General features: G+C 64.1%; 17 protein-coding genes. 12 read left to right on the forward strand and 5 right to left on the reverse strand.

Annotated features, from left to right (window positions below; all coding sequences use genetic code 11):
- The first annotated feature begins 2 nt into the window (after positions 1 to 2).
- The 6 genes from QCE49_RS28835 to QCE49_RS28860 all read left to right on the forward strand — a co-directional run bounded on the left by QCE49_RS28835 (position 3) and on the right by QCE49_RS28860 (position 8,909).
- The gene (locus tag QCE49_RS28835) at positions 3 to 929 is read left to right on the forward strand and encodes a cation diffusion facilitator family transporter (RefSeq protein WP_175979332.1); all 927 of its coding nucleotides are present in this window, start codon (positions 3 to 5) and stop codon (positions 927 to 929) included.
- Between the two features lie 145 nt (positions 930 to 1,074).
- On the forward strand, positions 1,075 to 3,630 hold the full coding sequence (locus QCE49_RS28840) for a mechanosensitive ion channel domain-containing protein (protein ID WP_309806697.1): 2,556 nt from the start codon (positions 1,075 to 1,077) through the stop codon (positions 3,628 to 3,630).
- Positions 3,631 to 3,728: 98 nt separating this feature from the next.
- Positions 3,729 to 4,811 carry a purine nucleoside permease gene (locus QCE49_RS28845; protein WP_250456750.1) on the forward strand — a complete coding sequence of 361 codons (1,083 nt, stop codon included), beginning with the start codon at positions 3,729 to 3,731 and terminating at the stop codon, positions 4,809 to 4,811.
- Between the two features lie 538 nt (positions 4,812 to 5,349).
- Positions 5,350 to 5,667, forward strand: a complete 318-nt coding sequence (flhD, locus tag QCE49_RS28850) for a flagellar transcriptional regulator FlhD (protein WP_008353371.1) — start codon at positions 5,350 to 5,352, stop codon at positions 5,665 to 5,667.
- A gap of 18 nt (positions 5,668 to 5,685) precedes the next feature.
- Complete coding sequence (flhC, locus tag QCE49_RS28855; RefSeq protein ID WP_008353370.1) at positions 5,686 to 6,357, forward strand: flagellar transcriptional regulator FlhC; 672 nt, start codon at positions 5,686 to 5,688, stop codon at positions 6,355 to 6,357.
- A gap of 164 nt (positions 6,358 to 6,521) precedes the next feature.
- Positions 6,522 to 8,909, forward strand: a complete 2,388-nt coding sequence (locus QCE49_RS28860) for a DNA polymerase II (protein WP_250456751.1) — start codon at positions 6,522 to 6,524, stop codon at positions 8,907 to 8,909.
- A 9-nt stretch (positions 8,910 to 8,918) separates the two neighbouring features.
- Here QCE49_RS28860 and QCE49_RS28865 read toward each other — a convergent pair whose 3' ends face one another.
- Positions 8,919 to 9,923 carry a hypothetical protein gene (locus tag QCE49_RS28865; protein ID WP_250456752.1) on the reverse strand — a complete coding sequence of 335 codons (1,005 nt, stop codon included), beginning with the start codon at positions 9,921 to 9,923 and terminating at the stop codon, positions 8,919 to 8,921.
- A 244-nt stretch (positions 9,924 to 10,167) separates the two neighbouring features.
- Here QCE49_RS28865 and QCE49_RS28870 point away from each other — a divergent pair, with 244 nt between their 5' ends.
- Positions 10,168 to 10,407 carry a hypothetical protein gene (locus tag QCE49_RS28870; RefSeq protein WP_008353367.1) on the forward strand — a complete coding sequence of 80 codons (240 nt, stop codon included), beginning with the start codon at positions 10,168 to 10,170 and terminating at the stop codon, positions 10,405 to 10,407.
- 9 nt (positions 10,408 to 10,416) lie between these two features.
- Here the strand turns inward: QCE49_RS28870 and QCE49_RS28875 are convergent, their stop codons facing one another.
- Entirely contained in the window at positions 10,417 to 10,698 is a 282-nt protein-coding gene (locus QCE49_RS28875) for a hypothetical protein (protein WP_250456753.1), read from the reverse strand.
- Positions 10,699 to 10,932: 234 nt separating this feature from the next.
- Between QCE49_RS28875 and QCE49_RS28880 the strand changes: the two genes are divergently transcribed.
- On the forward strand, positions 10,933 to 12,318 hold the full coding sequence (locus QCE49_RS28880) for a hypothetical protein (RefSeq protein WP_250456754.1): 1,386 nt from the start codon (positions 10,933 to 10,935) through the stop codon (positions 12,316 to 12,318).
- Between the two features lie 7 nt (positions 12,319 to 12,325).
- Here QCE49_RS28880 and QCE49_RS28885 read toward each other — a convergent pair whose 3' ends face one another.
- A complete protein-coding gene (locus QCE49_RS28885) occupies positions 12,326 to 12,736 on the reverse strand; it encodes an HPF/RaiA family ribosome-associated protein (protein ID WP_008353363.1) in 411 nt (136 codons plus the stop codon).
- 94 nt (positions 12,737 to 12,830) lie between these two features.
- A complete protein-coding gene (locus tag QCE49_RS28890) occupies positions 12,831 to 13,712 on the reverse strand; it encodes a LysR family transcriptional regulator (RefSeq protein ID WP_008353361.1) in 882 nt (293 codons plus the stop codon).
- A 123-nt stretch (positions 13,713 to 13,835) separates the two neighbouring features.
- On the opposite strand from QCE49_RS28890, the gene QCE49_RS28895 reads away from it, so the two are divergent.
- Positions 13,836 to 14,621, forward strand: coding sequence for a TerC family protein (locus QCE49_RS28895; protein ID WP_008353360.1), 786 nt, complete (start codon positions 13,836 to 13,838; stop codon positions 14,619 to 14,621).
- 122 nt (positions 14,622 to 14,743) lie between these two features.
- The gene (locus QCE49_RS28900; protein ID WP_250456755.1) at positions 14,744 to 16,150 is read left to right on the forward strand and encodes a hypothetical protein; all 1,407 of its coding nucleotides are present in this window, start codon (positions 14,744 to 14,746) and stop codon (positions 16,148 to 16,150) included.
- Here the strand turns inward: QCE49_RS28900 and QCE49_RS28905 are convergent.
- Complete coding sequence (locus QCE49_RS28905; RefSeq protein ID WP_175979337.1) at positions 16,135 to 17,733, reverse strand: Na+/H+ antiporter; 1,599 nt, start codon at positions 17,731 to 17,733, stop codon at positions 16,135 to 16,137. The genes QCE49_RS28900 and QCE49_RS28905 overlap by 16 nt on opposite strands.
- Before the next feature lie 135 nt (positions 17,734 to 17,868).
- Between QCE49_RS28905 and QCE49_RS28910 the strand changes: the two genes are divergently transcribed.
- Positions 17,869 to 18,093 carry a hypothetical protein gene (locus tag QCE49_RS28910; RefSeq protein WP_008353357.1) on the forward strand — a complete coding sequence of 75 codons (225 nt, stop codon included), beginning with the start codon at positions 17,869 to 17,871 and terminating at the stop codon, positions 18,091 to 18,093.
- A gap of 110 nt (positions 18,094 to 18,203) precedes the next feature.
- On the forward strand, positions 18,204 to 20,042 hold the full coding sequence (locus QCE49_RS28915) for a glycoside hydrolase family 15 protein (RefSeq protein ID WP_250435764.1): 1,839 nt from the start codon (positions 18,204 to 18,206) through the stop codon (positions 20,040 to 20,042).
- The last annotated feature ends 13 nt before the right edge of the window (positions 20,043 to 20,055 follow it).

Consider the following 20,055-nt stretch of genomic DNA (forward strand, 5'->3'; position numbering starts at 1 on the left):
GCATGAAGGAAGAATCCCCGAAAGCCATTTTCTACGCGCTCGCCGCGAATTTCGGCATCGCCGTCTGCAAGTTCGGGGCGGCTGCCTTCACCGGCTCGGGCGCGATGTTCGCCGAAGCCATCCATTCCACGGCCGATTGCGGCAACCAACTGTTGCTGCTCTTTGGCCTGAAGCGCGCGCAGGCGCCCGCGAACGCGCTGCATCCGCTCGGGTCGGGGCGCGAAATCTATTTCTACGCGCTCATCGTCGCGCTGCTGCTGTTCTTCGTCGGCGGAGCGTTCTCTGTGTACGAGGGCGCGCATCGGTTGATGCATCACGAGCCGTTGTCGAACCCGATCGTCGCGCTCGTGATTCTCGGCATCTCCGTCGTGCTCGAAGCCTTTTCGCTCGCGGGCGCGATCCGCGAAATCCGCAAGGGCGCGCCGAACAAAACCTTATGGCGATGGTTTCGCGAAACGCGCGAATCGGAATTGCTCGTCGTCGCCGGCGAGGACGTCGCGGCGCTGCTCGGCCTTGCGATCGCGTTCGCCGCCGTGCTCATGACGATGCTCACCGGCAACCCGGCCTACGACGCCGCCGGCTCGATCGGCGTCGGCGTGCTGCTGATGATCATCGCGTTTCTCGTTGCGCGTGAAGTGAAGTCGATGATCGTCGGCGAATCGGCGAGCCCGGAAGTACGCAAGGCGATCGACGCGCACTTGCGCACGCGCCCGGAAATCACGCGCATCATCAGCCTCATTACGCTGCAATGGGGCAAGCACGTCGTGGTGGCAGTGCAGGCCGAAATGATCGATTACGCCAGCGGCCGCGCGATGATCGATGCGATCAACATCATCGAAGACGATCTGCAGCGCGCCTTTCCGCAAGTGCGCTGGGTGTTCTTCGAACCCGACGTAGCACGCGATCGCGGCGAGCCGACGGCCGCCTGAGGCGAGGGCAGGCCAGGAGCGCGGCGTGCTACGGCTTTCAGGGTCGTCCGGGACCGCTCCTGCCGCGCGGACGTCATCGCGCTAGCATATGGCGTGCGCGTCGTCCGCATCGAGTCCCTGAAATTCTGTGATCTTCATCCGACCCATGCGCAAATTGTTCCTTGCAGTGCTGCTCGTCGCCGTGGCGAGCATTCTCCCGATCTTTTCCCAGTCCTCGTTCGCCGCAGCCGCTTCCGCGCAGCACGCGTCGCAGCCGGCGGTCGCGCTGACGCCGCAGCAGGCGCGCGATGCGCTTGCCGTGCTCAACGATCCCGCGCGCCGTTCGCAAGTCGCGGATACGTTGCGCGCGATCGCCGCGGCCGGCGCGCTGGCCGCGCCCGCGAGCGCGCCGCAGGCGGCATCGTCCGCGGCGCCGGCATCGGGCGCATCGGGCGTGCTCGCGCATTCGTTGACCGCGAATGGGCTCGCGTCGCAATTGTCGCGGCAGGCGGGGCACTGGCTCGTCGAGATCGGCGCGGGGCTGCGGCATTCGACCGTCGCGCTGCTCGATTTCGGCTCCGTGATTTCGTGGTGGCGCGACCGTACGTCGAGCGACGCGGGGCGCGCGCTCATCGGCCATGTCATGTGGACCGTGCTGGCCTCGCTGATTCCCGCGTTGCTGCTCGAATTCTTATGCTTGCGCCTGCTGAAGCGCCCGCGCGCCCGGATCGCGGCACGCGGCGTCGCCGATGCTGAGGAGCAGGATCCCGACCTCGTGCGCGAACAGCACGCCGCCGAGCGCGCGGAAGACGCCGCCGCGCAAACCGGCGACGCCACCGCGATGCATCTCGCCGAGCGCAAGGCGGACACCGCGCGCGGCCAGCGTCACGCCGCGCGTCACTGGACGCTGTTGCAGCGCCTGCCGAGCGCGCTCCTGTACGGCTTGCTGTCGCTGGTTCCGCTGATCGTGTTCATCGGCGTGGTGACGTTGCTGATGTCGATCTTCATCGACGACAACACGGCCGAGGCGCGCGTCGCGGGCTCGCTCATCGACGTCTATCTGGCGTGCCGCGCCGTCGTGATCGTGAGCGGCTTTTTCGTCGCGCCGCGCGCGCCCGGACTGCGCCTCATCCAGATGCGCGATGCCGCCGCCGCGTACACGCATCGTTGGGTGCGGCGCATCGTGTGCACCGCCGGCGCGGGCATCGCGCTCGCCAATGCCGGCGAACCGATCGGCCTGTCGGGCGATGCGCGCATCGCGGTGCTGAAGGTCACGCTGCTGATCGTGCATCTGATGATCGCATTCGTGATCTTCCAGAGCCGCAATTCGGTGGCGGAGCGCATCCGGCAGCGCGTGCGTTCGAACCGCTCGGTGAGATTGGTCGGCGCGTGGTTCGCCGATATCTGGGCGGGCGTCGCGATCTTCTTCGTGATCGCGCTGTGGTTCGTGTGGGCGCTCGACGTGCAGAACGGCTACCGCACGCTGTTTCATCTCGGCGGCGTGTCCTTGCTCGTGCTGGTCGGCGCGCGCGTGCTCGCGATCGTCGCGTTCGGCGCGCTCGGCCGCGTTTTCCATCAGAACGACGAAGAGGATCTCGCCGGCGAGTCGATCGCGCGGCGTCGCGCGTATCGCTATTACCCGGCGCTGCGGCGCATCGTGCAGGCGCTGATTTCCGTCATCACCGTGGTCGCGCTGCTGCAGGTGTGGCACGTCGATATCGTGCATTTCTTCACGTCGGGCGGCGTCGGCAACCGGCTCGCGTCGGCGCTCGTCACCATCGTGATCGCGGCCGTGTTCGCCGTGCTCGTGTGGGAAGCGGCGAACATCGTCGTCGAACGGCGGCTCGAACAATGGACCGCGAGCGGCGAGCGTCTGCGCGCCGCGCGTCTGCGCACGCTGCTGCCGATGATGCGTACCGGCCTTTTCATCGTGATCGCGATGGTCGTCGTGCTGACGGGCCTTTCGGAACTCGGCGTGAACACCGCGCCCTTGCTCGCGAGTGCGAGCATCTTCGGCGTGGCGCTCGGCTTCGGCTCGCAGAAGCTCGTGCAGGATCTCATCACAGGCATCTTCCTGCTGATGGAAAACGCGATGCAGGTCGGCGACTGGGTGACGCTCGCGGGCGTGTCGGGCACGGTCGAATATCTGTCGATTCGCACGGTGCGCTTGCGCGGCGGCGACGGCTCGCTCTACACCGTGCCGTTCAGTTCGGTCTCGACGGTGAACAACACGAATCGCGGCATCGGCAATGCAGCGGTGCGCGTCTCGATCGCACTCGGTCAGGACGTCGATCTCGCCATTTCGACGCTCAAGGAAATCGGCGCCGCCTTGCGTGACGACGAAGCGTTCCGCGACGGCATTCTCTCCGACTTCAGTTTCTGGGGCGTCGATGCCGTCGACGGCTCGACCGTCACGCTCGCCGGCCAGATCCAGTGCCGCGACAGCGCGCGCTGGCCGGTGCAGCGCGAGTTCAACCGGCGCATTCTCAACGAGTTCACGGCGCGCGGCATCGAGATCGCGAATCCGCAGCGCAACTTCGTGATCGTGAACGGCGGCAATCAGGAAGGCGGCCCGGAAGGCGTTCAGGACGCGGACGAGGCGGGCGCGGATCAGCGCGGCGAGCCGTCGAAGGCCGCGCAGCATCCGACGGGCGAGGCGGCGGGTTCGGCGAACGTCGCGTCGAACGCGCCGCCGCCGCGGTCATCGCAAAGCGGCACCTGAGTTTTCGGTTAGCGCTCCTATAATCGTGCGGGTTGACCGCGCCCTGGCCGGGCGTGGTCTTCTTTCGAAGGTCGAACCCTTACGAGGATCCGCTCGCCATGAGAAAACTCCGCGCGTCACGATCGATAAAGCTCAGAAAAGCCGCCTGTGCGTCACTGTTCGCCGCCGGCCTCGCGACCCTGACAGGTTGCGCGTTCGCCCAGCCATCCGATGACAGCGGCCCCGAAGGCGGCCGCCACGTCAAAGTGATGATCGTCACGATGTTCGGCCCCGAGGGCCAGGTCTGGCTCGACAAGCTCGGTCCGTGGCAGGCGATCAAGGTGCCGGGACTGTCGCCGGATTATCCCGAGGTCAATTGCAATCGCGACGATGTCTGCGTCATCACGACGGGCATGGGTCACACGAACGCGGCCGCGTCGATGATGGCGCTGGCATTCTCCGACCGCTTCAATCTGCGGCACACGTATTTTCTCGTCGCGGGCATCGCCGGTATCGATCCGAAGCAGGGCACGGTCGGCTCGGCAGCCTGGGCGAAGTATCTCGTCGATTTCGGCATTCAATGGGAACTCGACGCGCGCGAGAAGCCCGCCTACTGGCCTTCGGGTTTCCTCGGCATCAACACGAAAAGTCCGTACGAGAAACCGCCGCTCGACTATCGGACGGAGGCGTTCGCGCTCAATGCATCGCTTGCGGATGCGGCCTTCGCGATCTCGCGCAACGTCACGCTCTCGGACAGCGATCAGGCGAAAGTCGCGCGCGCGAAATTCAACTACGCGCCGGCCAACCAGCCGCCGCGCGTGATCCAGTGCGACACGCTCGCCGGCGATACATGGTGGTCCGGCAAATATATCGGCGAGCGGGCGAGGGAGTGGACGCGCCTCCTGACCGACGGGCGCGGTGTCTATTGCACGACGCAACAGGAAGACAACGCGACGTACGAGGCGCTCAAGCGCGCGGCGAGCGTGAAACGGGTGGATCTGTCGCGCGTGGCGGTGCTGCGCGCCGGATCGGACTTCGACCGGCCGTACGAAGGGCAAGCCGCTTCGGACAATCTGCTCAATTACGCCGATCAGGGCGGCTTTGCGCCGGCCATCGAAAACCTGTATCGAACGGGCAATCCATTCATACAGGAGGTTGTTACACATTGGGGCGCCTGGCGCAAAGGCATCCCGCAAAAGTAACGCCACGGCGTTACAAAGCCGGTAACAAGGCCATGTTTCTGGCAGTAACAACTCTGTTACTGCGACCAAGTAACTATTACCTAACCTGCCGCGGATCGGTAATCGCCGATTTCGCGGCATTTTTTTGCTCTTTCACGTCCGATGAATGGCGAATAAAAGCTGGGTCTTGGCGTCAACGGAATCCCGTAAATGCCCGTTATATGGCGCGGAAGGCGATTATCAAGATAAAAACGAAGCCGCGCCGGGCGGACCTCGCAAACGTTAGACAAATACGGACCGGATCAAAGAATCGGTCAAATTCTCCAGACCGAAAAAATTACCGACCTAAAGTGTTGTTTGCAACAAAATATTATTGAGACACTCTTGCGTTAGGTTCAGACTGTTCTTAGAATCCGTCTCACAGTGGTTGTTACAAGATGTAACGCACTGAAACAAAGATTACGCAGTACGTAGCCGGGCAGAACGCGTCCGGTGAGGCACAAAAAAGACATCGGCAAAAAGCCGGCGGGAAATCGGGGATTTACTGGAAGTTGCAACCATGAACGGTCGCGAAACGCTGGAATCGATCCGGGAAATCAATTTGTCGTACATCATGCTCGCGCAGCGTCTGCTGCGCGAAGACCGCGCCATCGGCATGTTTCGGCTCGGTCTGTCGGCGGAACTCGCCGATCTGCTGTCGGGCCTCACGCTCGCACAGGTCGTCAAGCTCGCGTCGTCGGATAACCTGCTTTGCGCATTCCGCTTCAACGATCACACGATGCTGTCGGCCTTGGTGCAGCCCGCGAAGAACGCGGACATCGCGCCGACGCACGCGGCAATCCTGCTGGCTGGCCAGCCGGCCGAACAGTTCGCTTAAGTGATGACGGAGCGAGCCATGCTGAAGAAGAGCCTCACTGAAGACGCCCAGGAAGTGTTCCGCGCCATCGCGCTGATCGAGCTCGGCGCGCGCATGCAAGTGCTGGAGAGCGAACTCACGCTCTCGCGCGATCGCATGATCCGCCTGTATCGCGAAGTGAAGGGCGTGTCGCCGCCGAAGGGCATGCTGCCGTTCTCGGCCGACTGGTACATGACGTGGCTCGCCAATATCCACGCATCGCTTTTCTATAACACCTATACGTTCCTGAAGAACGAAGCCGGCTGTTCGCATCTCGATGCGTTGACCAAGGGGTATCGGCTGTATCTCGAGCACTGCAACCATAGCGGCGCCGAGGCGGTACTCGATCTTACGCGGGCCTGGACTCTTGTGCGCTTCTTCGACGCGGGCATGCTGCAGATGACGGCTTGCTGCCGCTGCACCGGGAAGTTTGTCGCACACAAACATGATTTGCAGAACAACGTGGTGTGCGGGGCCTGCCAGCCGCCGTCACGCGCGGGGAAGACCAAGAAAGCGGCGGCCGCGAAACAGGCCAGCAAAGAAGCCGCGCTGGAGGTAGTGATGTCGAAGAACGAAGTGCCGGAGCATGCGGAGCACACGGTACTCGCTAACGTAGCGGCAGTAGCGGCGTTACAGCCGCAACGAGCTAGCCTGGTCGCACAGGCTGCTTAGGCGGTAGCGGCCGCCGGCTTTCCTTCCGGGGACTGTCCGCGAGGATGGTGGATGTCCGGCTCGCCGCTACCGCGTTTTACTTCTCGTCCGTTTTCCCGAATCCATAGCCCGGCGCCGATTGGCGTGCCGGGCTTTTTTGTTTTGCCGCCCAGTAAAATGCTTCGATGGCACGCGCTCTCGAAGATAACGGCTTGGCTACCGCACAACAGGGTTTTCTGCTGACTCGCCACTGGCGCGACACCGCGGCAGGGACGGAAGTCGATTTCTGGCTCGCGACCGACGACGGCCCGAGAAAGATCCGCATCGCGACGCAGACGAGCGTCGCGTTCATTCGCGCCGAAGATCGCGCGAAGGCGGAGCCTGTCGTCGCCGGCGTGCGCGACACGTATCTGCGCGAGCTGCCGCTCAAGGACTTCCGTCAAAAGCCGGTGCTCGGGCTTTACTGCCCGCAGTATCGTCAGTTACTCGCGCTCGAAAAGAACCTGAGAAGCGCCGGCGTCAATGTCTTCGAGGCCGATATCCGTCCGCACGAGCGCTATCTGATGGAGCGCTTTATCACGGCGCCGGTGTCGTTCGAAGGCGCGCCGCGCGACGGTTACATTTGCAGCGAACTGAAGCCCGCGCCGGATTACCGGCCGTCGCTGAGCGTCGTGTCGCTCGATATCGAAACGAGCGTGAAGGGCGATCTCTATTCGATCGCGCTCGAAGGCTGCGGCGCGCGTCAGGTGTACATGCTCGGACCGCCGACCGGCGCCGCCGAGCCAGCGGATTTCGCGCTCGACTATTGCGACACCCGCGCCGACATGTTGCGCCGCTTCAACGCGTGGATCGCGCATCACGATCCGGACGCGATCATCGGCTGGAATGTCGTGCAGTTCGACTTGCGCATCCTCCAGCGGCACGCCGACGACTACGGCGTGCCGCTTACGCTCGGCCGCGACGGCGGCACGGTCGAATGGCGCGAGCACGGCATGAAGCGCAATCACTGGTTCGTGTCGATCGCGGGCAGGCTCGTCATCGACGGCATCGAGGCGCTGCGTTCGGCGACGTGGAATTTTCCGTCGTTCAGCCTGGAGTACGTCGCGCAATCGCTGTTAGGCGAGGGCAAGGCCATCGACAGTCCGTACGCGCGCATGGACGAGATCGAGCGGCGCTTTCAGGAAGACAAGCTCGCGCTCGCGCGTTACAACCTGAGCGACTGCGAACTCGTCACGAAAGTTTTCGACAAGACCGAACTGCTGCCGTTTTTGCTGGAGCGCGCGACCGTCACCGGTTTGCAGGCGGATCGCAGCGGCGGATCGGTCGCGGCGTTCACGCATCTGTATATGCCGCGGATGCATCGGCTCGGCTATGTCGCGCCGAATCTCGGCGACGTGCCCGAGGAAGCCAGTCCCGGCGGCTTCGTCATGGATTCGCGTCCCGGTCTCTACGATTCCGTGCTCGTGCTCGATTACAAGAGCCTGTATCCGTCGATCATCCGCACGTTTCTGATCGATCCGGCCGGGCTCGCGCAAGGCATGGCGGCTTCCGACGAGACCGCCACGGTTCCCGGCTTTCGCGGCGCGCGATTTTCACGCGACACGCACTGTCTGCCCGCGATCGTCGCGCAAGTGTGGGAAGCGCGCGAAGCGGCGAAGCGTCAGCGCAACAAGCCGCTGTCGCAGGCGCTGAAGATCATCATGAATTCGTTCTACGGCGTGCTCGGATCGAGCGGCTGCCGCTTTTTCGATCCGCGTCTCGCGTCGTCGATCACCATGCGCGGTCACGAAATCATGCATCGCACGCGCGAGCTGATCGAAGCGCGCGGCTACGGCGTCATCTACGGCGATACGGATTCCACTTTCGTCTGGCTGAGGCGCGCGCGCAGCGAGGAAGACGCGGGGCGCATCGGCCGCGCGCTCGTCGCGCATGTCAACGGATACTGGCGCGAGCATTTGCGCGAGACCTTCGGGCTCGACAGCGCGCTGGAATTGCAGTTCGAAACGCATTTCACGCGTTTTCTGATGCCGACGATCCGCGGCACGGAAGAGGGCAGCAAGAAGCGCTACGCCGGCCTCACGACGCGCGCCGACGGCAGCGAGGAAATCATCTACAAAGGGCTCGAAACGGTGCGTACCGACTGGACGCCGCTCGCGCAACGCTTCCAGCAGGAGCTTTACCTGCGCGTCTTCAAGGGTGAGGCATACGCGGACTACGTGCGCGAGTACGTCGGACGCACGCGGCGCGGCGAGCTGGACGAACTGCTCGTCTATCGCAAGCGCCTGCGCCGCACGCTCGGCGACTATCAGCGTAATGTGCCGCCGCATGTGCGCGCCGCGCGCATCGCCGATGAGTACAACGCGCGTGCCGGACGCCCGCTGCAATATCAGAACGGCGGCTGGATCAGCTATGTGATGACGGCGGCCGGTCCCGAACCGGTGGAAGCGCGCCACGCGCCGATCGACTACGAGCACTACGTCAGCAAGCAGCTTCAGCCGGTCGCGGACGGCATTCTGCCTTTCCTGCGCGACGATTTCACCGCGCTGATGTCCGGTCAGAAAGAGCTGTTCTGAGTTCCGAGTCTAGAAACGCACGCCGAAACCCGCTTCGATGATGTCCGCATCGCGGTCGTAACGCGTGACCATGCGATTCCACGTCACGCGCGCGAGCCATCGATCCGAGAAGCGGTAACTCGCCGACACCGATACGAGACCGGAGAAGCGTCCGTCGCCGGTGCGGTTCTGCGCCAGATCGTCGTTCTGCGTGATCGACAGATACGGCCCCGCGCCGACGCCGAGCGTCAGCTTGTCATTCAGGAACGCGCGCGTCGCCCAGAGTTGCGCGGCAACGCCGTCGCGGCGCGACTGGACGTGGCCGCCTTCGTGCAGATACGACGCGGTGAAGTCGAAGTAACGCCACAATCCGCGCCGATATTCGATGCTCTCCGCCAGATTCGTTTCCGAGTCGGGACTGTTGAGGATCGTCGTGCCGAGCATCACCGTGACTTCGTTGTTGGTGACGTTGGTCGTGCGCGACACGGGGCGCGCGCGCGGTCCGCGTCCTTCGGGCGCGTCGAGCTGATAGCCGATGCCGAAGAGCAGCGCGGTCGTGTCGGGACCGCCGAATGCCTGCACGCGATTGAGCTTCATCTCCGCGATCCAGCGGTTGTCGAAGTAATACGCCGCGCGCAGCGTGAACATCGCGCCCCAGCCGTGCGTGTTCGAGTATTCGCCGCCCGACTGCGCCTCGCTCGTATCGAAATAGCGATACGGCCCGGCGCCCGCCGACAATTCCAGCCGCTCGTTCCAGAGCGGCAGGCGTCCCCATAACTGCAGCGCCTGCCCGTCACGGTGATGATCGGGAATATGGCCCTCGTTGAGCCAGGAAAAGCTCCAGGCGGCGTAAGGCCCGAGCCCTTCACGATAATTCGCTTCCCACGAATACGTGTTCTGGCTGCTGCTCTGGAGTGCGCCAGCCAGAAACGAAAGTTCCTGCGAGTGAGCCGCGCTGCTCGCAATGCCGAGTAGCGCGAAAGCGATCGCGCGAAGGGCCGTTCTGCAATGTCGTTCGTTCTGGGTTCTTGTCATCGGCGAGGTCGGATTCGGAAGGTTCCGGCAACTTTCGTGCGGTCTGTTCCGATGCAGGATACAGACTTAGGAAAACTCCCGCAAAATTCTGACTAATTCTCATTTCCACCGACGGCAAGGTGAAACGTTTGCGCGGAACAATCGCTCGGCATGCGTTCGCAGCCACTCACACGCGGGGTTACGCGTTTCGCGGACCTTGCGTAGATTGAGTTCTCCCAGTGCATTCAGGCAAACGAGGTCAGCGATGGACTCCACCCCAATCGAATATCGAGGCTGTGAGCTTTCGGTCATCGTCCAGCATCGGGCTGGAGAATTCGTCGCGACGCTTCTGATCGAGCGGCCGGGCGGTGTGCGGCGCGCGATCGGGCCGATGCGCGCGTTTGCGACGGCGCAGGCCGCCGCGAACTTCGCGTTCGAATGCGGCAAGGCGGAACTCGACGGCGCATCCGCGATGCGCGCGCCGCGCGTGGCGGTGTCGGGGTGATGCCGCCGCTCAGGCGCCGCTCGTGCGCGGCTCGCCCGAAGTCGCCGCCGCGGCGCCGTCCGGCGTCGCCGGATGCCGCGCGCGATACACCGCGAGCGCGCACACGCTGACCGCAGCGATCGCGACCGGCACGGCTACCGCTTCGAAAACGCGCGGCGGCAACCAGGGCGCGCCGAGCATCGCGCCGCCCGTGCCGGTGCCCGTCACAAAGAGCGCACTCAGCGACAGCCACGCGAGCGCCGGTTTCCCCGCGAGATGTCCGAACGACGCGAGACTCGACGTCGCGCACACGAACGCCGCCGCGAGCACCTACTGCGGATTGACAAGAACACACGCAATAGCATCGCTGACCGCGCCGTCGACCCGTCTCAAGAAATGCTGAGAATCGGCCTATTCCTAGGGGCAATCCGCTGATTTGACGCAATAATTTACAAATCCACGAGACGGGCCGGATAAGCTCGGATGTTCCATCCGGGCGGGTCGTCCGTATCTGCTCGCTTTCCGTCTTCCGACTGTTGAACCGCCATGGTGACTCTGGTTAGCTGTTTCTCCGATCGCAACGCGACATCATCGCTCGACAATCACATCGAATATTGCCGGCGCGCGAACGCGAAGCATCGTTTCGAGCCGATATCCGGCTGCGTCGATTCGCTCGAATTGCGCACGCTCTACAAATACCAGTTGCTGAACGACGTACTGCGGGAGGCCGAAGAGGGCGAACTCGTCATTTTCGCCACGGAAAACGCGTTGTTCCTCCGCTTTCACGACTTCGAGCCGATCATGGCGGACCGCGACGTCCTGGTCACGAAAGGGCATTTCGGCATTAACACCGAGATGTTCGTGCTGCGAAACAATGAAGAGAACCGGCGCATGATTCGTGGCTTCGCCGCGCAATGCCGCAAATACTTCGAATACGGCAAGTTCGTCACGGAAGAGGAACTGCTCGAAGCCCTGCCGACCATGCCCGACTGGGACGACCTGAACGGCGTGGTGCCGATCGCGTCGATGTGGGCGAGCCAGCATCCGGATATTCGTGGCCGCGAAGTCGTCGCGGTGTCGATCGTCTACACGCCGCGCCTTTACAGCAAGTACGGGCCGCTGTGGCGCGCGGTGTTCGCGCGGCATGTGAGCGCGTGTCACGCGTCAGGCGATCTTCGCTTTTTCGACGATGCAGCGCCGATGTCGAGCGATTCGAACGAGCCGCTTTCTGTGTATCAGCCGGTACGTCCGATCGCGGTCGTGATGCTCTATACGCCCAACATCGCGAGCTATGCGCGCTTCGGCGAAGCGAGTCTGCGTGCGTACTGCGAGCAGCACGGTTATACGCTTTACGTGCATCGCGAAGTGCCGGCCGATTTCGGCCGCGATGCGTGCGGCAACTGGGCCAAGCCTTTTCTTCTCAGCAAGTACCTGCCGCAGCACGAATGGGTTTTCTGGATGGACGCGGACATCATCGCGATGAACCGGAGCGTGAAACTGGAGAAGTTCACCGAAGGGCGCGAACGCGTGCTGACCGCGGACATCTGCGGCTGGCGTTTCAATTCGGGCGTAATGGGCTTTCGCAACACCGAGGCGAATACGAACGTGCTCGACGCCGTGCTGGCGAAGGTGCGCGAGATCGAGGACATCCAGTACACGTTTTCGAGTCAGGGCGACCAGTATGTGTTCATGGAGCAACTGATCGCGCACGGTCTGTGTCCCGAGATGGATTCGCCCGAACTCGTGAGCTTTCGCGAACTGAACACGCCCTGGTATTACGCGGACCGGAACACGTTCCTCTGTCACTTTCACGGCCTGAGCACCGAGATGCGGGCGCTGTTCATGTCGATGGATTCGGTGCCGGAAGGCGGCTTCGAAGCCATCGAACATGCGGCGCCGCGCACGCCGCTCCTGATCCGCAAACCCGCGTGATCGCGGCTTACGCGCCGGCCATCTTTCTCATCAGGCGCACGCGGGGATCGACTGCTTCCTGCAGCGCCGGCTCCTCCGCGAAATGCCAGGCGAGGCTGCGCGCACGCACGCGGCGCGTCGGCTTGACGTGCTGACGCCGGCGCACCAGCGAGCGCACGGCGCGCCCCAGCGCCAGATCGATGGCTCCGCGCCAGTCGCGCGCAATCGACGTCGCGACGACCTTGTTTTCCCGATTCAACTGCACTTCCACCTGACAGCGCTTGTCGACGCCGCCGCGCGGCCCGTTGATGTCCGACAAGCTGACGGTCGCCTTCGAGATCAGCCACGCGAGACGGCGAAAGACGAATTCGCTGCGCGCTTTCGCAAGCTCGTGCATCGCAATGGCTTCGGGGTCGCGGGACTTGAACAGGACTTTCATTGACGCCTCCTCGTTGAACATGGATTCAGCGTAAAGGCCGGTCGCGATCCGAAAAAGCAGATTGAACGGAACGTGAGCTTCGAAAAAACCGAAGTTAGCTCGTGGCTCGCGCAAGCACCTGCTGAGTCAACGGATGATGCCGTCCGCGCCGCGACACGATCGCGTGCACTTCCTCTTTCACGTCCGGCGAGCGGCCGAGCCAGCGCAGTCCGCGCAACAGCGGCGCATCGCCCGCGCCGAATTCCGCGAGCGGAAACACCCCGAGGCCGCGCGCGCCGAACACGGCCATCAGCGCACTGTCCTCGAATTCGCCGACGATGCGCGGCGCGATGCCTTGCGCCTCCAGCCATCGATCGAGCCTTGCCCGCAGCGACGAATGGCCGGTCGGCAAAAGAATGGGCAGCGACGCGAGACTTTCAGGGAAACGATCGATCGCGCTCTTGCGCACGATCGAAGCCGGCCCGTACCAGTCGACCGGCGAGGCGATCAGCCGCTCGCTCGTGAGACGCAGATTGTGATTGTGCGGCGCGGGGTGGCTCGCGAGCACGAGATCGAGCCGATGCAGCGCCAGTTCGCCGAGCAGTTCGTCGGTCTCGCCTTCGTGACACAGAAGACGCAGCGACGGATTGCCGAGCACTGGCGCGAGCAGCGCGTGCGCAGCAAGCTTCGAAATACCATCCGACAGGCCGACCGCGAGACGCGCGAGCGCGCCGCTCGCCGCCTCGCGCACTTCGTCCTGAATCGACTGCCCGATATGAAAGATTTCCTCCGCACGCGCGAAGGCCACCTGTCCCGCTTCGGTCATCGTGACGCCGCGGCCTTCCGGCTTGAGCAGTTGATGCCCGAGCGATTTTTCCAGCTCACGCACTTGCGCGCTGATGGTTTGAACCGCCATGTCGAGCCGTTCCGCTGCGCGCGCGAACCCGCCTTCCTTCACGACAACCCAGAAATAATGCAGATGACGATAGTTGAGCATGTGCCGTGCGTCCTTTTCGATACATCGAAAAAACCGAAGTAGGGCTTCGATTATCGCTGATTTTTTCGAGTACGAGTTCAGCCGATCATGGCGCGATACGTTCAATCAAAAACCCTGTTGCTCATGGAATATCTCCTTTCGCTCGCCGCCGATCCCGCCGTCTGGGCCGCGCTCGTCACGCTGATCGTGATGGAAGTCGTGCTCGGCATCGACAATCTCGTCTTCATTTCGATTCTCAGCAACAAGCTGCCCGTGGCGCAACGCGCGCGCACGCAGCGCATCGGCATCATGCTCGCGCTCGTCATGCGGCTCGCGCTGCTCGGCACGGTCGCGTGGATCGCGCAACTGACCACGCCGGTGTTCTCCATGTTCGATCATGCGTTCTCGTGGCGCGACATCATCCTGCTCGCGGGCGGCCTGTTCCTCGTCTGGAAGGCGACGACGGAGATGCGTCATCACGTCGGACGCGAGCACGATGTCGTGCCCGGCGTCGCGTCGAGCGTCGGCGGCATGACGGCGTGGGCTGCGATCGGCCAGATCCTGCTGCTCGATCTCGTGTTTTCCGTCGACAGCATCATTACGGCGGTCGGCATGACCGAGCATCTGCCGATCATGTTTATCGCCGTCATCTTCGCCGTCGCGACAATGCTGTTCGCCGCGCAACCGCTCTCGCGTTTCATCGAACGCAATCCGACGGTCGTGACGCTCGCGCTCTCGTTCCTGCTCGTGATCGCGATGACGCTGATCGCCGAGGGTTTCGGCACGCACGTGCCGAAGGGCTACATCTACGCGGCGATGGGCTTCGCGGGATTCGTCGAAGGTTTGAACCTGCTTGCAAGGCGCGCGAAGGGCAAGCGCGAGGCGAGCGTTCCCGCGCGTAATTCCGCTTGCTTCTCGTCGTCCGAGTGACTACGTTATTCGTTAGCGAACGTCTAAGTTCTTTCGGGTCCCGAAATAATCAACCGACAAATTCGCGCGCGTCGCGGCCATGGCGACCAATCGTCGGCGGAATGCAGGCGACAGGAGCGAAGATGAGCCCGCATTGGGAGATCGGCACGGTGAGCGAGGCGTTCGAGCCCATCGCGCGGATCGATCCATACATCGTGTGGGCGCACGCGACGCGCTATCGCGATCTCGGCGGCATGCCGCGCGGCCGAATTCCCATCGCCATCGAGATGAAGCAGGGCGGCGAGACCGCGCAGCAGTTCGCGCAGACGATCGAGCGTAACGGCTGGCAACGCTGGATCTGGATGTCGGCGCTCTATCGCGATCCGCCCGCGGGGCTCGAAGCGACGCGCTTCTGCACGGCTCACGTGACGCGCGAATTCTTCGCGCATCTGAACACCGATCTCGCGGGCAAGTTCGAGCGCTTCACGGAGGCGCTGGCGATTCCAACGCACGTCGATGCGCGTACGGAACGCGTGCCTGCCGATCATGTACCGATGCGCGAAGGGCTGGGCAATGCGATCGTCGGCGTGTGCGATGAAGATATCGCGTTCACGCATCCGCGATTCTCCGAGGATGCAAACGGAACGCGCACGCGCTTTCAATGCTTCTGGAATCAGAACGATCCCGCCGACTCCGCAGCCGGGCTCGGTTACGGAAGCGAGCTGCTCAAACATCAGATGGACGCGCTTCTGGGCGACGCGCGCCTTCATGCGGAAGCGGCGGGCGCATGCATGTACGATCCGTCGCGCACGCAATCGACAGCCGATTGCGACGCGCCCTTGCCGATGATCGGCGTGCAACTCAAACGACGCTATCGCACGATGCGCGACGCGTTCGGCCCTTGCCCCGATGCGGAAGTACTCGACGCCGTCCGCTATGTCGTGCAGCGCGCGCAGGACATCGGCAGTGCGGCGTGTCATGCGCTCGTCAGTCTGAATATCGGCAATGTCGCGTGGCAGCAGGACGGCAGCTCGCTCATCGAATGCGCGCTCGACGAACTGATGGACAGCGGCGCATGCTCGGTCGTGCTTCCGTCCGGCAATGTCGACTTGTCGCGCTGTCGCGGTGCATCGACGCTCGCGGAGCGCGCGGAATCGGAGTGGCGCTGGCGCGTGCGCGCGCATTCCGAATCGCCGAGTCTCGCGGAAATCTGGCTGTCGACCCGTGATGGAACGCCTGGCGTCGACGTGCAGATCGTGCCGCCCGACGACGTCGCGAGTGCATGGATCGGGCTCGGCAACGTCGGCACGTTTACGCGCGGCGGCGATCCCGTGTGCACCGTCGTGCATCTCGGGCGCGGCGCGCGCGGCGAAGGGCACATGATCCTCGTCGCGCTCGCGCCGACCGCCACGCGCAGCGGCGTGCGCCGCGCGACCGCGGGCGAGTGGCTCATCCGCCTGAGGAACAACGCGCGCGCGACCGTCACGGCCTATGCGTGGATGCAGTGCGACGAAACATGGGCGCGCGATCCTGCTCAACCGCGCGCATGAAGCGCGATGATCTCCTGAAGATCGAGGTCGTGCTCCAGCGAATGCAGAAGCTCGTCGTGGATTTCCCCCGCGCGATGCATCCGCAGCAACTCCGTGCGCCCGGCGGCAATCGCGGCGAGCACGACGTCGTAGTGCGCGTGGCGGGCATCCGTCGGGAACTCCTCCATGTCCTCGAAGCGCTTCGTGAGTCCCGCGCGATACGTGTATTGCTCGAGCAGTCGCGGATGGATCACATTGCCATCGGCGTCGTGCACCAGTGGCTGGATCGCCGCCAGTTGCGCGGTCTCCATGCGCGCCCACGCCTGCGGCTCGCTGAGATGGCGTGACGAGCGCTCGTGACCGCGCGTGAGCGACAACAGCGCGATGAGCGGGCCGATTGTTGCGCCCTGCAGGAGCACGGTGACGAGAATCACCGCGAAGCCGGCAAACACAATCAGATCGCGGCCGGGCATCGTCTCGGGCAACGAAAGTGCGACGGCAAGCGTCACCACGCCGCGCATGCCGGCCCAACTGACGACCGTGGCCGCGCGCCAGTCGGGAACGCCTGCGGCGTCCGCACGCTTGCGTCCGGTGACAGTCCACGCGAGCCACTTCATCGCCTCGACGCCGAACACCCAGACAAAGCGCGATAGGATCACGACCGCGATCACCGCCGCCGTCGCGGGTCCGAGGAGAGAGAATGCATCGCCGACGCCGCCGAGCCGCACCGCGATGCCGCGCAGCGACAGTCCGATCAGCACGAACACGAGCGCTTCCAGCACGAACACGACAACCTGCCAGAACGCCGTGCCGCGCATGCGCTGCGCCGCCGTGAACACTTCGTGCTGGTGCCAGCCGACGACCATGCCGCACGTGACCGTCGCGATGACGCTCGATACGCCGAGCTCCTCGCCCGCGATATAGCTGACCCACGACGTCAGCATCGACGTGGTGATGACGAGGTAATCGTCCTCGAGCGCGCGCATGAGCTTCACCGCGATGAAGCCCGCGACGATCCCGACGACGATGCCGCCGATCGCCAGCCCCGCGAAGCTCGCGACGGCGCGTGGCGCGCTGAACACGCCGCTCATCGCGGCCACGAGCGCGAAGCGGAAGAGCACGAGGCCGGCGGCGTCGTTGAGCAGGCTTTCGCCTTCGAGCAGCACCATCAGCCGACGCGGCAGCGCGACGCGCTCCAGCACGGCCTTGGCGGCGACCGCGTCGGGCGGCGAGACGACCGCGCCGAGCGCGAAGCACGCGGCCCAGGGAAGTTGCGGCACGACGAGATGTACCGCGACGCCGACGACGAGCGTCGTGAACGCGACCGCGCCGATCGCGAGCAGCAGAATGCCGCTCAGGTTCCGCTTGAAGTCGTCCCACACGAAGAAGTACGCGCCGTACATCAGGAGCGGCGGCAGGAACACGACGAGCACGAGCTCAGGGTCGAGCTCGAATTGCGGCAGGCCCGGCACGAACGCCATCGCGACGCCGCCGACGAGCAGTGCGGCCGCGGGCGGCAGGCGCACGCGCTTGGCGAGCACTTCGAGCGCGATGATGGCGATCAACGAGACGAGCACCAGATTGAATGCCGTAGCGGCGTGCATGGAATGTCCTCGGATTGTTTGGGATTTTTTTGCGGCAGTGCGCGGCGGCCCACGCAGATGACACGCCTCGCGCTGCTACCATCGACGCGGGACCGGGCCGCGAGCCGGGGTCATCGTATCCGAAAGGGAGGAGTAATGAGACGAAAGTCGTCGGGCGTGGCTGTGGCGGCCGTTCTGGTGGGCGTCGCCGTGGCGGCTGTGGTCTATATCGCGAGCTTCGGCCGTTCGCGTCATGCGGATGCCCCCGTGCCGACGCCTTCCGTGCTCGCCGCGCAAGACGGCGCCGCGAGCGCGGCCGCTTTCGGCGACGCGCCGAAGCATCCGGAGACCGCACCGGGCGACCGGACCGCCGCGCGCTGATTCGCACTGTCTAGCGTTTGTCGCACGCATCGTAGCGGTCGCGTTCGACAGGAATATGACTTGCTCGATTTCCGACGATGTCATTCCACGCTCGTCGGGAGCACTTCGCGATGGGACACCATCCTGAGCAGATTCCACCGGCCGCGCTGCCCGTCGACGGGCGCGGCATGATCGGCAACATGAAGACCGCGGCGCTCGTGTCGCTTTGCGGCGCGATCGACTTCATGTGTTTCCCGCGCATCGACTCGCCCACGGTCTTCGCCGCGCTGCTCGATGGCGATCGCGGCGGCGCTTTCGCCATCACTCCGCGCGCGCCCAACGCGAACGTCAAGCAGATGTATCTGCCCGAAACGAACGTGCTCCTCACGCGTTTCATGACCGGCGACGGCGTGTGCGAGCTGCTCGATCTGATGCCGGTCGCATCGAACGGGACGCGCGCCGATGCGTTGCCGAACTGCGTGCTGCGCATCGTGCGACTCGTCTTCGGACGCATGACGCTCGACGTGCGCTGCGATCCGCGCTTCGATTACGCGCGCGCGAAGCACACGGCCCATGCGGTGGAGAAGGGCGTCGAATTCATGCGCGACGACGGTGCGCCGTCGTTGCGGCTGCGCTCGAATGTGCCGCTTACGATCGACGGCCAGAGCGCATGCGCGACGCTGAATTTGGAAGAAGGCGCTTGCGCCTGCTTCGTGCTCGGCGAGGCCGAAGGGCTCGCCGACATCGACGCGAATCACGACTCGATCCTCACCGAGACCATCGATTACTGGAAGGAATGGTCGTCGCGTTCGACGTATCGCGGGCGCTATCGCGAAGTCGTGCTGCGCTCGGCGTTGACCTTGAAGATGTTGAGTTCGGAAGAATTCGGCGCGATCGTCGCCGCGCCGACCTTCGGCTTGCCCGAGGCGCAGGACGGTTCGCGCCGCTGGGATTATCGCTTCACGTGGATACGCGACGCCGCGTTCTCCGTCTACGCGCTGCTGCGCCTCGGCTACACCGGCGAGGCGGAACGCTTCATGAAGTGGATCGCCGAGCGCAGCCGCGATTGCAGCGCGCACGGCCAGTTGCGTGTGATGTATTCCGTCGATGGCGCCGACGCGCCCGAAGAAAGCGAGCTGAAGAGTCTCGTCGGCGAAGTGCCGGGACGGATCGTGATCGGCAACGGAGCGCGCGAGCAGGTTCAGCTCGATGTCTACGGCGCGCTGCTCGATTCCGTCTATCTCTACAACAAGTACGGCGCGGCCATCTCCTACGATGGCTGGCGTCACGTGACGCGCACAGTCGATTACGTCGTCGAACACTGGCGCGAGCCGGACAACGGCATCTGGGAGTTCCGCAACGGCACGCGCGCATTGCTGCATTCGCGTCTGATGTGCTGGGTGACGGTGGATCGCGCGCTGCGGCTTGCAGAAAAGCGCTCGTTGCCCGCGCCGCTTGCGCGCTGGTTCGAAACGCGCGATGAAATCCATCGCGACATTCACGAACAGTTCTGGAACGACGACATCGAGAGTTTCGTGCAGACGCCCGGCTCCGACACGCTCGACGCCTCTGCATTGATGATGCCGCTCGTGCGCTTCATCGGCCCGAAAGATCCGCGCTGGATCGGCACGCTCGATGCAATCGGCCGCGAGTTGCGCGTCGATCCGCTGATCTTCCGCTATACGCGCGGCTCGACGCTCGATGGCTTGCCCGGCACCGAGGGCGGCTTCTCGGCCTGCTCGTTCTGGTATGCGGAGGCGCTCGCGCGCGCCGGACGTGTCGACGAAGGCCGGCTCGTGTTCGAGAAGATGCTCGCCTACGCGAATCATCTCGGGCTCTTCTCGGAGGAAGTGGCGACGAGCGGCGAGGCGCTCGGCAATTTTCCGCAGGCGCTGACGCATCTCGCGCTCATCAGCGCGGCGTATCAGCTCGACAGGAATCTCGATCGCGTGCACGTTCCCTGGACGTGATCGCATGAAGAGA

This window comes from Caballeronia sp. LZ008 (assembly GCF_031451435.1).
GTDB classification, from domain to species: domain Bacteria; phylum Pseudomonadota; class Gammaproteobacteria; order Burkholderiales; family Burkholderiaceae; genus Caballeronia; species Caballeronia zhejiangensis.

Coding starts and splice junctions, on each gene's coding strand:
- QCE49_RS28835 (WP_175979332.1), top strand. CDS start 3: ATGAAGGAAGAATCCCCGAAAGCCATTTTCTACGCGCTCGCCGCGAAT.
- QCE49_RS28840 (WP_309806697.1), top strand. CDS start 1,075: ATGCGCAAATTGTTCCTTGCAGTGCTGCTCGTCGCCGTGGCGAGCATT.
- QCE49_RS28845 (WP_250456750.1), top strand. CDS start 3,729: ATGAGAAAACTCCGCGCGTCACGATCGATAAAGCTCAGAAAAGCCGCC.
- flhD (WP_008353371.1), top strand. CDS start 5,350: ATGAACGGTCGCGAAACGCTGGAATCGATCCGGGAAATCAATTTGTCG.
- flhC (WP_008353370.1), top strand. CDS start 5,686: ATGCTGAAGAAGAGCCTCACTGAAGACGCCCAGGAAGTGTTCCGCGCC.
- QCE49_RS28860 (WP_250456751.1), top strand. CDS start 6,522: ATGGCACGCGCTCTCGAAGATAACGGCTTGGCTACCGCACAACAGGGT.
- QCE49_RS28865 (WP_250456752.1), bottom strand. CDS start 9,923: ATGACAAGAACCCAGAACGAACGACATTGCAGAACGGCCCTTCGCGCG.
- QCE49_RS28870 (WP_008353367.1), top strand. CDS start 10,168: ATGGACTCCACCCCAATCGAATATCGAGGCTGTGAGCTTTCGGTCATC.
- QCE49_RS28880 (WP_250456754.1), top strand. CDS start 10,933: ATGGTGACTCTGGTTAGCTGTTTCTCCGATCGCAACGCGACATCATCG.
- QCE49_RS28885 (WP_008353363.1), bottom strand. CDS start 12,736: ATGAAAGTCCTGTTCAAGTCCCGCGACCCCGAAGCCATTGCGATGCAC.
- QCE49_RS28890 (WP_008353361.1), bottom strand. CDS start 13,712: ATGCTCAACTATCGTCATCTGCATTATTTCTGGGTTGTCGTGAAGGAA.
- QCE49_RS28895 (WP_008353360.1), top strand. CDS start 13,836: ATGGAATATCTCCTTTCGCTCGCCGCCGATCCCGCCGTCTGGGCCGCG.
- QCE49_RS28900 (WP_250456755.1), top strand. CDS start 14,744: ATGAGCCCGCATTGGGAGATCGGCACGGTGAGCGAGGCGTTCGAGCCC.
- QCE49_RS28905 (WP_175979337.1), bottom strand. CDS start 17,733: ATGCACGCCGCTACGGCATTCAATCTGGTGCTCGTCTCGTTGATCGCC.
- QCE49_RS28910 (WP_008353357.1), top strand. CDS start 17,869: ATGAGACGAAAGTCGTCGGGCGTGGCTGTGGCGGCCGTTCTGGTGGGC.
- QCE49_RS28915 (WP_250435764.1), top strand. CDS start 18,204: ATGGGACACCATCCTGAGCAGATTCCACCGGCCGCGCTGCCCGTCGAC.